At 40.8% G+C, this 13,212-nt stretch carries 13 protein-coding genes, 1 tRNA gene, 1 rRNA gene, 1 other RNA gene and 1 other annotated feature; of the genes, 12 read left to right on the top strand and 4 right to left on the bottom strand.

Features of this window, described 5'->3' with window-relative positions:
- The first annotated feature begins 33 nt into the window (after window positions 1–33).
- Window positions 34–149, top strand: a 5S ribosomal RNA gene (gene rrf / locus J7J00_RS25845).
- Window positions 150–229: 80 nt separating this feature from the next.
- Here rrf and J7J00_RS25840 read toward each other — a convergent pair.
- Complete coding sequence (locus J7J00_RS25840; protein WP_214795796.1) at window positions 230–1,195, bottom strand: YaaC family protein; 966 nt, start codon at window positions 1,193–1,195, stop codon at window positions 230–232.
- A gap of 111 nt (window positions 1,196–1,306) precedes the next feature.
- Here J7J00_RS25840 and guaB point away from each other — a divergent pair, with 111 nt between their 5' ends.
- The 4 genes from guaB (at window position 1,307) to J7J00_RS25820 (ending at window position 6,122) form a co-directional block, all read left to right on the top strand.
- Window positions 1,307–2,770 (top strand): IMP dehydrogenase, encoded by a 1,464-nt coding sequence (guaB, locus tag J7J00_RS25835; RefSeq protein WP_063236531.1) that lies wholly within the window; start codon window positions 1,307–1,309, stop codon window positions 2,768–2,770.
- Window positions 2,771–2,943: 173 nt separating this feature from the next.
- Window positions 2,944–4,263 carry a D-alanyl-D-alanine carboxypeptidase family protein gene (locus J7J00_RS25830; RefSeq protein WP_286201578.1) on the top strand — a complete coding sequence of 440 codons (1,320 nt, stop codon included), beginning with the start codon at window positions 2,944–2,946 and terminating at the stop codon, window positions 4,261–4,263.
- A 69-nt stretch (window positions 4,264–4,332) separates the two neighbouring features.
- Window positions 4,333–4,557 (top strand) — a binding site (T-box leader).
- 63 nt (window positions 4,558–4,620) lie between these two features.
- Window positions 4,621–5,898: a serine--tRNA ligase gene (gene serS / locus J7J00_RS25825; RefSeq protein WP_214795794.1), complete on the top strand. Its 1,278-nt coding sequence runs from the start codon at window positions 4,621–4,623 to the stop codon at window positions 5,896–5,898.
- A gap of 131 nt (window positions 5,899–6,029) precedes the next feature.
- A tRNA-Ser gene (locus tag J7J00_RS25820) sits at window positions 6,030–6,122 on the top strand.
- 121 nt (window positions 6,123–6,243) lie between these two features.
- Here J7J00_RS25820 and J7J00_RS25815 read toward each other — a convergent pair.
- The 3 genes from J7J00_RS25815 to J7J00_RS25805 all read right to left on the bottom strand — a co-directional run bounded on the left by J7J00_RS25815 (window position 6,244) and on the right by J7J00_RS25805 (window position 8,280).
- Window positions 6,244–6,915, bottom strand: coding sequence for a deoxynucleoside kinase (locus J7J00_RS25815; protein WP_214795792.1), 672 nt, complete (start codon window positions 6,913–6,915; stop codon window positions 6,244–6,246).
- Window positions 6,893–7,552, bottom strand: coding sequence for a deoxynucleoside kinase (locus tag J7J00_RS25810; RefSeq protein WP_214795790.1), 660 nt, complete (start codon window positions 7,550–7,552; stop codon window positions 6,893–6,895). Before J7J00_RS25810 ends, J7J00_RS25815 begins: the two co-directional genes overlap by 23 nt.
- Window positions 7,553–7,734: 182 nt before the next feature.
- Complete coding sequence (locus J7J00_RS25805; RefSeq protein ID WP_214795788.1) at window positions 7,735–8,280, bottom strand: cysteine hydrolase family protein; 546 nt, start codon at window positions 8,278–8,280, stop codon at window positions 7,735–7,737.
- A gap of 140 nt (window positions 8,281–8,420) precedes the next feature.
- Between J7J00_RS25805 and tadA the strand changes: the two genes are divergently transcribed.
- The 7 genes from tadA (at window position 8,421) to J7J00_RS25770 (ending at window position 12,820) form a co-directional block, all read left to right on the top strand.
- A complete protein-coding gene (gene tadA / locus J7J00_RS25800; protein WP_214795787.1) occupies window positions 8,421–8,927 on the top strand; it encodes a tRNA adenosine(34) deaminase TadA in 507 nt (168 codons plus the stop codon).
- 145 nt (window positions 8,928–9,072) lie between these two features.
- Window positions 9,073–9,337, top strand: an RNA gene (gene ffs, locus J7J00_RS25795) — signal recognition particle sRNA large type.
- Window positions 9,338–9,520: 183 nt separating this feature from the next.
- Window positions 9,521–11,209, top strand: a complete 1,689-nt coding sequence (gene dnaX, locus J7J00_RS25790; protein WP_214795786.1) for a DNA polymerase III subunit gamma/tau — start codon at window positions 9,521–9,523, stop codon at window positions 11,207–11,209.
- Between the two features lie 21 nt (window positions 11,210–11,230).
- Window positions 11,231–11,548 carry a YbaB/EbfC family nucleoid-associated protein gene (locus J7J00_RS25785; protein WP_053348895.1) on the top strand — a complete coding sequence of 106 codons (318 nt, stop codon included), beginning with the start codon at window positions 11,231–11,233 and terminating at the stop codon, window positions 11,546–11,548.
- 60 nt (window positions 11,549–11,608) lie between these two features.
- Complete coding sequence (recR, locus tag J7J00_RS25780; protein ID WP_034316264.1) at window positions 11,609–12,205, top strand: recombination mediator RecR; 597 nt, start codon at window positions 11,609–11,611, stop codon at window positions 12,203–12,205.
- A gap of 20 nt (window positions 12,206–12,225) precedes the next feature.
- Window positions 12,226–12,444, top strand: coding sequence for a YaaL family protein (locus tag J7J00_RS25775; protein WP_063236519.1), 219 nt, complete (start codon window positions 12,226–12,228; stop codon window positions 12,442–12,444).
- A 106-nt stretch (window positions 12,445–12,550) separates the two neighbouring features.
- Window positions 12,551–12,820, top strand: coding sequence for a pro-sigmaK processing inhibitor BofA family protein (locus tag J7J00_RS25770; protein ID WP_377402698.1), 270 nt, complete (start codon window positions 12,551–12,553; stop codon window positions 12,818–12,820).
- Window positions 12,821–13,212: the final 392 nt, after the last annotated feature.

Here is a 13,212-nt window from a genome sequence, read left to right as displayed (position 1 = left end):
TGTTCGGTTTTGAGGAACAACGTTCCTTTTATGTTTGGTGGCGATAGCGAAGAGGTCACACCCGTTCCCATTCCGAACACGGCAGTTAAGCTCTTCAGCGCCGATGGTAGTTGGGGGTTTCCCCCTGTGAGAGTAGGACGCCGCCAAGCCATTTAAAAAGATCAGCCATCCGGCTGGTCTTTTTCGTCGTTCGGGATAGATCAATTTGACCAATTGGATGTTGGAAGGATCAAAAGTGGAACCTCTCGGACTTAATCCATTCAAATATTAAAAATGGCACCTTAGCTTGGCTTATTTTAAGGAATTGCACAATGCAAGGGTAATCATCATTGGGCATGGTTTTCATCAGTTCTGCCCACCATTCTGTTTCATAACGAGCTATTATGCTAAGGTTATAAGAAATCAAATAATGGATCAAAAGTTCAGGTAATGAAAAAGCTGACGAATCTTTATTGAGTGATAGCATGAACTGCCTTTCTGCCAAATTATACCGTATTGGGGAAGAGGCATTATGAATAGGAATGCCATCAGTTTTTAAATGCAGTGTCCCAGACTCTTCTGAAATACTGTAAACTTGATTTGTTTTAGCTTTCAAAAATTCTTCCATTCGACTGCTGGACATTTGATAGCTATCCAATATCGCCGAGGGCAATTGAAAACCGTTCGAAGAGGGTAACATGGCGACGAAATTTTTCTTGGAAACGGACCATGTAAAGTTTTGCATATCCGGGATTTCCTTTATCAGCGTTCCCATGGAAAATTTTTCACCCTCCAGATGCTTGATATGAAATAACTTCTCGGCAATACAGGTGAAAAGTCCATTCTTTTGCGTTTTAACTTCATCCTTTAAAAATTCATATTGCTGTTTTTTCTTTTTTCTCGTAGTAACCCCATGGGCAAGCATCGAAGTTGATTCTGGATAGTTGGGATCGATCGTGAGCAGGCAAGCCTTTAACAATTGGGCGAATCCATAAAATGTTAAGATTGGTTGTATGGAAAGTGGTGCAATGGCAGCCTGATTATAATAAGTTTTAGCATGTTCAAGATGGTAAATAAATGGATAACAATTATCGTAACTTTTTATTTCCGCTTCTGCTATTTTTTCATGCGTGTAACATTTTTGTAAAAAAAGTTGTGAGGAAGATGCGGAAAAAAAAGGGGTATATTTATCGAAATTATCATTGTTTTCAGGCATTGCAGCTATCCTCCGAATTAATAGAATAATCAAACTTTTATTTCTCTTCTTGACAGTAGTATGTCCTATTGATAACCTACAAATAATATTTTTAAGCAGGAGGGGAAAAAAATGTGGGAAAATAAATTTGCAAAAGAAGGTTTAACCTTTGATGATGTCCTATTAATTCCAGCGAAATCAGAGGTTTTGCCGAAAGATGTTAACCTTCAAGTCAACTTAGCTGAAAACTTAAAGCTCAACCTTCCTATCATCAGTGCAGGAATGGATACCGTGACAGAAGCTGAGATGGCAATTGCCATGGCTCGTCAAGGCGGTTTAGGTATCATTCATAAAAATATGTCCATTGAAGCACAGGCTGAACTGGTGGATAAAGTAAAACGTTCAGAAAGCGGTGTAATTACCGATCCATTTTTCTTAACGCCGGATCACCAGGTATTTGATGCAGAGCATTTAATGGGTAAATATCGGATTTCGGGTGTCCCTGTAGTCAACAATATAGAGGACCAAAAACTTGTGGGTATCATTACAAACCGTGATTTGCGATTTATTTCCGATTTTTCCTTGAAGATTTCCAGTGTCATGACTGTAGAGAATCTGGTCACAGCGCCAGTGGGAACTAACTTGGAACAAGCAGAGAAGATTCTTCAAAAGTACAAAATTGAAAAGCTTCCCCTTGTAGACGATAATGGAGTCCTTAAAGGACTTATTACGATCAAGGATATTGAGAAAGTCATTGAGTTCCCGAATTCGGCGAAAGATAAGCAAGGAAGATTACTTGCAGGTGCTGCAGTCGGAGTGACTAAGGATACAATGAAGCGTGTAGAAATGCTAGTTAAGTCCCATGTCGATGCAATCGTACTTGATACTGCTCACGGTCATTCAGAAGGCGTCCTTGAAATGGTGAAGGAAATCCGCGGGACATATCCTGAATTGACGATCATTGCCGGTAATGTGGCAACGGCTGAAGGAACGAAGGCATTGATTGAAGCGGGTGCCGATGTAGTCAAAGTGGGCATCGGACCAGGGTCAATCTGTACGACAAGGGTTGTGGCTGGTGTAGGTGTTCCACAAATCACGGCAGTTTTCGATTGTGCAACAGAAGCAAGAAAACATGGTAAAACGATTATTGCTGATGGCGGAATTAAATACTCTGGTGATATCGTTAAAGCCCTGGCTGCAGGCGGACATGCAGTAATGCTTGGCAGTATGCTTGCAGGTGTAACTGAAAGCCCAGGCGAAACGGAAATTTTCCAAGGTCGCCGTTTTAAAGTGTATCGGGGTATGGGCTCCGTTGCTGCAATGGAAAAGGGATCTAAAGATCGTTACTTCCAAGAAGATAACAAGAAATTCGTACCGGAAGGCATCGAAGGGCGCCTTCCATACAAAGGACCTCTTTCAGATACCATTTTCCAACTGATTGGCGGCATTCGTTCAGGTATGGGATATTGCGGTACAGCCACATTGGAAGAGTTGAGAGAAAACTCTCAATTTGTCAAAATGACCGGTGCTGGGTTAAGGGAAAGTCATCCTCATGATGTCCAAATTACCAAAGAAGCACCGAACTACTCAATGTAATGAATTTAACATATAATCGTCATTAAAATTTATTGTTAAAATAGACAGAGTCTGCGATTACTCTGTCTATTTTTTTTATTTCTTCTGTGATAAACTATACAAGGTGTCAAGGGAATTACATAAAGTTTCTCCTTTGTTATAGAGATTAGCTTAAAAGTTGGAGGTATTGGAAATTGAAAAAAATCAGCAAGATGACCCTCATTTTCACTTTTGTTTTAGTTCTTGTTATGTCGCAATTTGCCTATCAACCGGGGGAAGCTGTTGCTGAATCTGATAATTTGGGTTTAAAAGCAGAGGCAGCCATCATCATTGATGGTGAAACAGGACAAATCGTGTATGAAAAAAATGCCGATGAAGTATTAGGGATTGCATCCATGTCTAAAATGATGACCGAGTACATCATAATGGAGTCAATCAAAAATGGGAAAATCAGTTGGGATCAGAAAGTTAAAATAAATAAATACGTACATGACCTTTCAAAAGCACCTAATTTGTCGAATGTTGGGTTAACGGAAGGTGAAGATTATACAGTTAAGGAACTATATCAAGCTATGGCCGTCTATTCCGGAAATGCGGCAACAGTAGCTTTAGCACAGTTGGTTTCCGGAAGTGAAAAGAGCTTCGTTAAGTTAATGAACGAAAAAGCAAAGGAACTAGGCTTGAAAAACCATAAATTCGTTAATGCCAGCGGTTTGAATAACTCCGATTTATTAGGGCAATATCCTTCTGGTAATGAAGATGATGAAAATATCATGACAGCAAAAGATATTGGTCTTCTTGCTTATCGTTTAATAAACGATTATCCGGAAGTGTTAAAAATCGCCAGCATTCCTAAATTGAAGTTCCGTGATGGAAAAGAATATCCGAACTTCAACTGGATGTTGCCAGGTCTGATATTTGAATATAAAGGCGTAGATGGACTAAAAACGGGATCTACCGACTTTGCCGGTTATGGACATACAGGGACGGTTATCCGAGACGGTCAGCGCTATATCACGGTGGTTATGAAGTCCACTAATAAAAACGAACGTTTTGCAGATAGCACTAAGCTTATGAACTATGCTTATGCAACCTTTAAAAAGGAAAAAGTCCTTCCAGCCAATTACCAGGTGAAAGGGAAAGAAACACTTTCAGTAGTAAAAGGCAAGGAAAAAAACGTTAAGATTCAATCTGAAAAGGCAATCGAGCTACTTGTTGAAAATGGTGAGAAAGATAACTATAAAACAGATTTAGTGATCGATAAAAACAAATTGAATGATGATGGTAAGCTTACTGCACCAATCAAAAAAGGTGAAAAGCTAGGTTACATCACAGTCACTCCTAAAAAAGGAGAAGATTACGGGTACATTAACGGCGATCCAATTAAGGTTAACGTCGTAGCTGCTGAATCTGTTGAAAAGGCAAACTGGTTCGTATTATCAATGCGTGCGGTTGGCGGATTCTTTGGTGACGTATGGAGCAGTGTAGCTTCTACTGTTAAAGGCTGGTTTTAAGTTTCGCGTATAAAACGGTTGCGTAATGTATAAAATTATAGTACATTATGGAAAACAATCTGATTATATAAGAAAGCAATGACAGGAAATAGTAACAAGTATTTCTTTCTATAGAGAGCCGGTGGCTGGTGGAAATCGGTGTGAGAGTTTTGTGAATCCCTCCTGGAGCAGAGTATGGAAAGCCTTTTGGGTCAGTAAATACTTTCGGTTAAAAGCCGTTATCAAGATAAGTGGTAGGCGTTTTTCATACGCCTTCAACTAGGGTGGCAACGCGGGTTAACTCTCGTCCCTTCTTCAGGGGACGGGAGTTTTTTGCGTTCTTTGATAAATCATCGAATTATTAAGGAGGAACTGAAAATGTTGGATTTGAAATATGTAAGAAATAATTTTGAAGAAGTGAAGCGTGTATTGCAATTTAGAGGAGAAGATTTGACCGATTTGGGTAAATTCGAGGACCTTGATGTAAAGCGTCGGACTTTGATTGCTGATACGGAAAAGTTGAAAAGCCAAAGAAATGAAGTTTCACAGCAAGTGGCCGTATTGAAACGGGAAAAAAAGGATGCAAATCAGTTGATTGCCCAAATGCGTGAAGTTGGTGACCGTATCAAAGGGTTCGATGATGAACTTCGTGAAGTGGAAGCACAGTTAGAAACATTACTTCTTTCCATTCCGAATATTCCGCATGAAAGTGTGCCTGTTGGAGAGACGGAAGACGATAATGTCGAAATCCGTAAATGGGGAGAGTTACCGGAATTCAAGTTTGAACCGAAACCACACTGGGATGTAGCTGGAGATTTAGGCATCCTGGATTTTGAACGGGCAGCAAAAGTGACAGGAAGCCGATTTGTATTTTATAGGGGTCTTGGTGCTCGATTAGAGCGTGCTTTAATTAGCTTTATGTTGGACCTTCATGTTGAGGAACACGGATATGAAGAAATGCTGCCGCCATATATGGTGAACCGTGCAAGCATGACTGGCACAGGGCAATTGCCAAAATTCGAAGAGGATGCTTTCCGTATCGAAAGTGATGATTACTTCTTGATTCCTACAGCCGAAGTCCCGGTGACAAACTTCCATCGTGATGAAATCATGAGCACGGACGATCTGCCGATAAGCTATGCGGCATACAGCGCTTCATTCCGTTCAGAGGCAGGCTCTGCTGGTCGTGATACCCGCGGGTTAATTCGTCAGCACCAGTTCAATAAAGTTGAACTAGTGAAGTTTGTGAAGCCGGAAGATTCTTATGCAGAATTGGAAATTCTCACAGGTCATGCCGAAAAGGTCCTTCAATTGCTAGGCCTTCCATACCGAGTGCTGAGCATGTGTACGGGAGATCTTGGATTCACTGCTGCTAAAAAGTATGATATCGAGGTTTGGATCCCGAGTTATGGGACGTACCGAGAAATTTCTTCTTGCAGTAACTTTGAGGCATTCCAGGCTAGACGGGCCAATATCCGCTTCAGACGTGATGCAAAAGGCAAACCGGAACATGTCCATACTCTAAATGGATCAGGTCTGGCAATCGGCCGTACAGTCGCTGCCCTTTTGGAAAATTATCAGCAGGAAGATGGCAGTGTTATCATTCCTGAAGTATTACGTCCATATATGCGCGGTGCGGAAGTCATTAAGCCGTAAGTTAAAAGGAATCAGCTTCTGATTAAAGAGGCTGATTCTCCTTTTTACCAAAGTTTGAAACTATTTTAAAAAAACATTATAGAGGGCTTGACTTTAATTTTAATTCCATGTAATATAATAAATGTTGATACGGAGGTATACCCAAGTCCGGCTGAAGGGATCGGTCTTGAAAACCGACAGGGGAGTCAAATCCCGCGGGGGTTCGAATCCCTCTACCTCCTCCATAACTTATTAATAACCACAGCGCATAAATTGGATATCGATAAATTCCGTTACAGATATGTAACGGAATTTTTGTTTTCTAATATATTAAAAAACCACCGGATAACCGGTGGTTTTTCTGTTTTACACATTTCGCAATAACTTGGTTTGCTCCATATATTCGGCAATCCGTTTTATAAGAGGTTCGATGCTTGCTTCATCCTGCATAAGGTCATATTCGTTTATATTTAACCGAAGGACAGGGCAGGCGTTGAATTGATCTATCCACTCTTCGTAACGGCCGTGCATTTCCTGCCAATATTCAATTGGGGTATGCTGTTCCATTGGACGGCCACGCTCTTGGATCCGTTCGAGGATATCATCCAGCGAACCTTCGAGATAGATAAGTAAATCAGGGTGCGGGAAGTATGGCGTCATTACCATGGCGTTGAAAAGGCTTGTATAAGTTTCGTAGTCCACATCATTCATCGTGCCTTTTTCATAATGCATTTTTGCAAATATCCCGGTGTCTTCATAAATGGAACGGTCTTGGATAAAACCGCCGCCATATTCGAAGATTTTTTTTTGCTCTTTAAAACGTTCAGCGAGGAAATAGATTTGCAGGTGGAAACTCCAACGATTAAAATCATCGTAAAACTTATCCAGATAGGGGTTCGTATCAACCTTTTCAAAGGATGTCCTGAATTGAAGGGCATCGGCTAAAGCATTGGTCATGGTCGATTTTCCTACGCCAACCGTCCCTGCTATCGTAATGACAGCGTTGTTTGGAATATTATATTTCTTTCGTAAGTTCATTTGACTTTACTCCTTTGTGCAGGGCATTCTCTATTTGGCTGATTATCGTTTTCAAATCATCCTTGTTCCCGACAAAATCCAGCTCATCTCCGTTGAATGTAAGAACGGGTATGTCAGGGTGCTGTTTCTCAAATGCTTCCATGAATGTTCGATAATCCGCGGATAACTGCTCTAAATAAATGGAGGATATATTTTTTTCGAATTCACGACCTCTTTTACCGATTCGGGAGATAAGAGTATCGAGACTTGCATTTAAATAAATCACCATATTAGGTTTAGGCATATCCCGTGTTAAAATGTTGAATATTTCAAGGTATTTATTGTATTGTCCGTTCTTTAACGTTCGTTCAGCAAATATCAAGTTCTTGAATATATGGTAATCAGCCACCACGGCTTGGTTATTAGTAAGATACTTTTTTTCGATATCTTCCAATTGTTTATACCGGTTACACAGAAAAAACATTTCTGTTTGAAAGCTCCACTCATCAATATCTTTATAGAATTTTCCGAGAAATGGATTTTCATCTACAATTTCCTTCAATAATGAAATTTGAAAATGATCTGCGATAACTTTTGCAAGTGATGTTTTTCCCACGCCGATTGGACCTTCGACGGTGATAAATGGAGTGGAATTCATCCAATCTGTCCTCCTTCATGAGGTATCAAGCTGAAATTCCCGGTTATTAGGTTTTTCGCCAAGAGATATTGTATCACAGACTTGGGACTTTAGTGACATTTTTGTCAGGTTGATAAAGAAAGAGAATGAAAGAGTGTTTAGTGGGGGTGGTATGTAGGTTAGTGCCATGTTCGATTGAATGCTTAAAAGCCTTCACCTTCTTTTATGGATGCCTTGAGAACATGGTTCATCATCTTTAATGCGTAACGATTATCTTCCTTTGATGCAGAAGCGATGCAATCCTTCGGAATCCATAATTTATATTCCCGCATATAGGCATCATTGGCAGTGAATAGCACGCAGATGTTGCCAGCTATGCCAGTAATGATCAGGGTTTCTACGTTTAATCGTTTAAGTAGTGTATTGAGTGCCGTCCCATAAAATGCAGAGTGCTTCGGCTTGATGAGAAAGAATTCGTCCTGTTCAGGTTTTATCCTTTCGATTAATGAGGCATTTCCTTCATTTTTACATCTATCAATAATTTTATCGAAGTCCGCCTGCCATAAATCATAATGGTCGTTGATATAAATGATTGGAAAACCTTTTTCTTTCATTTGCTTTTTTAATTTCAAAATCGGGTCGACGATAAGTTCCGTATGTTCAAGGAGCATATTCCCGTATTTGAAATCAAAATCATTGATCATATCAATGATGAGCAATGCAAAAGAAGGTGATTCAGGTCGATTCATGGTATATCCTCCTGTATTGTGAGAATTTACTTGCAGCACGTATGCCGCATGCGTTACTATTCATTAGAACAAGTAGTATGACCTTTATTTTTGTCTTATATGTGTCTGTTTACTCCTACTTAATATGAGGGGGTTTTTTTATGAAGGATGATGTTTATTACATGAATTTAGCCTTAAAGGAAGCTAAAAAGGCGCAGATGTTGAATGAAGTGCCGATTGGCGCTTTAATCGTAATAGATGATCAAGTTATTTCGACAGGGCATAACCTAAGGGAAACGGAACAGAATGCGACGGCACATGCGGAGCTGCTTGCGATCAATGAGGCTTGCAAGGAACTTGGCAGTTGGCGCCTTGAAGATGCGACATTATATGTAACGCTGGAACCTTGTCCCATGTGTGCTGGGGCCATCTTGCAATCAAGGGTAAAAAGGGTTGTTTTTGGAGCGCATGATCCAAAGGCTGGCTGTGCAGGGACATTCATGGATTTACTTCGAGATGAACGCTTTAACCATCAATGTGAAGTAACAAGCGGTGTATTAGGGGAAGAGTGCGGCTGGATATTGACTTCTTTTTTTAAAGAGCTTAGGGATAGAAAGAAAACTTTGAAAAGAGAGCAAGCACTTAAGATTGCCGAAGAAAATAAATAGGGGAAAAACGAATGTCGAAAAAAAGTTTGCTTCGTTTGATAAATTTGGAATCAAACTGTTCATGAACAACACTTGCGTTTTTTTTGTTACCTTAGTATAATGAATTATGCGTCGTCATGACGCTGTGAAATTGGTATTACTTTTGCCGTGCTAGACGGGGAGGTAGCGGTGCCCTGTACTCGCAATCCGCTCTAGCGAGGTTGAATCCCTTCTCGAGGTTAGCATTCTGTAGGGCCTGCCTTAAGTAAGTGGTGTTGACGCCCGGGTCCTGCGCAATGGGACTCCATGAACCATGTCAGGTCCGGAAGGAAGCAGCATTAAGTGGAAGTTCTCATGTGCCGCAGGGTTGCCTGGGCCGAGCTAACTGCTTAAGTAACGCTTATGGTTGCTAATCGACAGAAGGTGCACGGCAGTTATTTTACATAAACAAAAAACTCATTCGTATCGGGTGGGTTTTTTTTTATGCCAAGAAGGTAAAGTGCTTGGTATTTTTGAAAAAAATGAGGCAATGATGAAATTTCTTTTTAGACTTTGAAATAAAGGAAATCAGTAATGTATAATAAACAGGATGGAGAAAAGAAGGAGGGATTTCCGTGGGGTATCAAGCATTATACCGGGTATGGCGGCCACAACAATTCATTGATGTAGTCGGGCAGGAACATGTAACGAAAACGTTGCAGAATGCCTTGGTCGGGCAGAAGGTTTCGCATGCCTATTTATTTTCCGGTCCACGTGGAACAGGGAAAACAAGTGCTGCCAAAATTCTAGCAAAAGCAGTGAATTGTGAGCATGCCCCGACAAGTGAGCCCTGTAACGAATGTGCTACCTGCCGCGGAATCACCGATGGCTCCATATCAGATGTTATAGAAATTGATGCAGCATCCAATAATGGTGTCGAGGAAATCCGTGACATTCGTGATAAGGTCAAATATGCTCCTAACGCGGTTACATATAAAGTTTATATCATCGATGAGGTACATATGCTTTCACAAGGGGCTTTCAATGCGCTTTTAAAGACATTGGAAGAACCTCCGAAGCACGTGATTTTTATATTGGCGACGACTGAACCTCATAAGATTCCACTAACGATCATTTCCCGTTGCCAAAGGTTTGATTTTAAAAGGATCCAGCCTCAAGATATAGTTGGCAGGATGTCACAAATCATTGCAGAAACAGGTGTTTCATGTGATGAACAAGCCCTGCATATCATTGCAAGGGCAGCCGAAGGCGGGATGCGAGATGCACTAAGCCTTCTTGATCAAGCGATATCCTTCAGTTCGGAGACGGTTTCTATGGAAGATGCATTGACTGTCACTGGTTCTGTGTCGCAGGCATTTTTAAGCCGTCTGGCAAAGGCTATATATGATAAAGAAGTAGCGGTGGCGCTTGAAGTCCTTGAAGAATTGCTGGCCATGGGAAAAGACCCGGCTAGGTTCATAGAAGACATGATTTATTATTTCCGGGACATGCTTTTATATCAAACGGCACCGGCACTGGCAGAATCCTTCGAGCGTGTTTTGATAGATCCCCAATTTAAGGAACTGGCAGAAGTAATCTCTTCTGAATCGATTTACTCCATTATTGAAAGCTTCAATCAAACACAGCAGGATATGAAATGGACAAATCATCCAAGGATTTTCCTTGAAGTGGCACTTGTGAAGTTATGTAATGAGCAAAGGGCAAATCAAAGTGATAACGGGCAGCTTCAACAGCTGCTGCAGAAAATAGAAGATTTAGAGAAGAAGTTATTCGAAATGCAGAAAAACGGCATCCCGGCAGCCATGACGGAAAAACCTGCAGAGCAGGCTAAGGCGCAAAGGTCCGTTAAAAAGGCGTATAAAGCACCTGCAGGAAAAATCAATCAAATTTTGAAACAAGCTACGAAGCCAGATCTTAATGCTGTGAAAAGTAAGTGGGGGGAAGTGCTTGAACAGTTAGGTCAGCAAAACCAAAAATCATTGGCAGCTTTATTAACGGAGGCAGAACCTGTTGCTGCGTCTACTGAAGCTTTTGTGGTAAAATTCAAATATGATATTCATTGTCAAATGGCAATGGAAAATAACCGTTTCGTGGAAGTGATAGCCTCGATCATGCAGCAATTGACCGGACACCGAATGGAGATAGCCGGTGTTCCGGAGAGCCAGTGGCAAAGGTTGCGGGAGGACTTCATCTCAACACAGCAGTTCGACGGTTCAGAAGAAACGGAATCAAAAGAAGAAGATCCCTTTATAGCAGAGGCTAGAAAATTAGTCGGCGATGATTTACTTGAAATTAAAGAATAATTGGAGGTATGGAAAATGGGTATGCGTGGCGGTAATATGCAAAACATGATGAAACAAATGCAAAAGATGCAAAAGAAGATGGCAGAGGCACAGGAAGAATTAGGTGAAAAAAAGATTGAAGGAACTGCTGGCGGCGGAATGGTAACGGTCATCGTTACTGGACATAAAGAAATAGTCGATGTAATCATCAAACCGGAAGTAGTCGATCCGGATGATATCGATATGCTTCAGGATTTAGTGCTGGCTGCGACTAACGATGCTTTGAAAAAGGCGGAAGAACTGACAAACCAAACGATGGGACAATTCACTAAGGGAATGAACCTTCCGGGTATGTTTTAAGCAAGTTCAAAAGAAACTTCCTTTCAGGGGGTTTCTTTTGAAATTTTTAGGAGGAATTCGATGCATTATCCAGAACCAATTTCCAAGCTCATTGACAGTTTTATGAAATTGCCGGGGATTGGTCCTAAAACGGCTGCTCGATTAGCCTTTCATGTACTAAGCATGAAGGAAGATACTGTTTTGGATTTTGCAAAAGCACTTGTTAATGCTAAGCGGAATCTTATGTATTGCTCAGTCTGTGGTCATATTACAGATCAAGATCCTTGTTATATTTGCGAAGATCAAAAGAGGGACAGAAGTTTGATTTGTGTGGTTCAGGACCCGAAAGATGTAATAGCTATGGAAAAGATGAGAGAGTTCAATGGTTTATACCATGTACTGCATGGCAGTATTTCCCCGATGGACGGAATCGGTCCGGAAGATATAAATATTCCTGATTTATTAAAGCGCCTTCAAGATGAAACAGTGCTAGAGGTAATTTTGGCTACTAATCCTAACATTGAAGGTGAAGCGACAGCCATGTATATTTCGCGGTTGCTTAGACCATCAGGCATCAAAGTGACCCGAATTGCCCACGGACTTCCTGTTGGCGGAGATTTGGAGTATGCGGATGAAGTGACGCTATCAAAAGCAATAGAAGGAAGAAGAGAAATATAAGATAGCTGGGAGGACTTCACTTGTTCTTTCGTAAAAAAAAGAAACTTCGGAATGAATTCAATGATTCATTAATCGAAGAGCTTGAACATTTGAAATGGAATTGGCATAATCAAAAATCATTACTTGAAAAAAGCGTTGATCCATCTGAGGAAGTAATCGCCCAAACGAGACTGGCGGAAGTGAAATATTTCTACTTATTCAGGGAAGTTAAAAGAAGGAATGTCCGCTTAAAAAGATGATAAGGAAATGGCTGTGAAGGATTGCGTGTTCCTCATGGCCATTTTTTTTTCAGTTCTTAATCCATCGACTTCTTCATATAAGTGTAGTACAAGCTTGCGGGGAGGAATGAGTTTGGAACCAGTTGTCTTTGTTGCTGTAATTGGCGGCCTGATTTTAATGCTCCTCATTATCGGGGCGCCATTAAGACCAGTCCGGTTTATAGGGCAGGGGATTATAAAGGTCATTATCGGTGCAGCATTTTTGTTCTTTTTGAATACACTTGGGAATCAAGCAGGCATTCATGTACCTATCAACCCTGTTACCTCGGCAGTCGCCGGTTTGCTTGGAATACCGGGAGTTGCCGCTTTGGCGGCCATTGGTTATTGGATCATTTAAAGGATAGTGCGTCGAAGTCTTATGAAAACCCCATGGATATCTCCTTGGGGTTTTTATCATGTTATAGTTTTTTTAAAAAAAACCAATTAAACCATTGACGATAACTCATCAACCTGATAATATATTAGGAGTCGCCAATAACGACATCGTCAATTGCTCAATCGAAAAACAATTTTAAATAATTGTTGACATCAGGTTGAGTAAGTGATAAGATAATGAAGTCGCTTACGAAGTAACGACGAAAAATCGCTCTTTGAAAACTGAACAAAACAAAGCGCCAACGTTAAATTTTAAGTGAGCACACACTATCAAAAAAGCAAATGAGCAAGTCAAACATTTCTTCGGAGAGTTTGATCCTGGCTCAGGACGAACGCTGGCGGCGTGCCTAATAC

Origin of the sequence: Bacillus sp. ISL-4, assembly GCF_018613275.1 — a bacterium.
Lineage (GTDB): Bacteria > Bacillota > Bacilli > Bacillales > DSM-1321 > Peribacillus > Peribacillus simplex_E.
The sequence above is the reverse complement of the archived record's forward strand: the minus strand, read 5'-3'. Positions and strand labels throughout refer to the sequence as shown.

What these genes read in the sequence shown, in the direction of transcription:
- J7J00_RS25840 (WP_214795796.1), bottom strand. Translation starts at nt 1,195, where the DNA reads ATGCCTGAAAACAATGATAATTTCGATAAATATACCCCTTTTTTTTCC.
- guaB (WP_063236531.1), top strand. Translation starts at nt 1,307, where the DNA reads ATGTGGGAAAATAAATTTGCAAAAGAAGGTTTAACCTTTGATGATGTC.
- serS (WP_214795794.1), top strand. Translation starts at nt 4,621, where the DNA reads ATGTTGGATTTGAAATATGTAAGAAATAATTTTGAAGAAGTGAAGCGT.
- J7J00_RS25815 (WP_214795792.1), bottom strand. Translation starts at nt 6,915, where the DNA reads ATGAACTTACGAAAGAAATATAATATTCCAAACAACGCTGTCATTACG.
- J7J00_RS25810 (WP_214795790.1), bottom strand. Translation starts at nt 7,552, where the DNA reads ATGAATTCCACTCCATTTATCACCGTCGAAGGTCCAATCGGCGTGGGA.
- J7J00_RS25805 (WP_214795788.1), bottom strand. Translation starts at nt 8,280, where the DNA reads ATGAATCGACCTGAATCACCTTCTTTTGCATTGCTCATCATTGATATG.
- tadA (WP_214795787.1), top strand. Translation starts at nt 8,421, where the DNA reads ATGAAGGATGATGTTTATTACATGAATTTAGCCTTAAAGGAAGCTAAA.
- J7J00_RS25785 (WP_053348895.1), top strand. Translation starts at nt 11,231, where the DNA reads ATGCGTGGCGGTAATATGCAAAACATGATGAAACAAATGCAAAAGATG.
- recR (WP_034316264.1), top strand. Translation starts at nt 11,609, where the DNA reads ATGCATTATCCAGAACCAATTTCCAAGCTCATTGACAGTTTTATGAAA.
- J7J00_RS25770 (WP_377402698.1), top strand. Translation starts at nt 12,551, where the DNA reads ATGAGTTTGGAACCAGTTGTCTTTGTTGCTGTAATTGGCGGCCTGATT.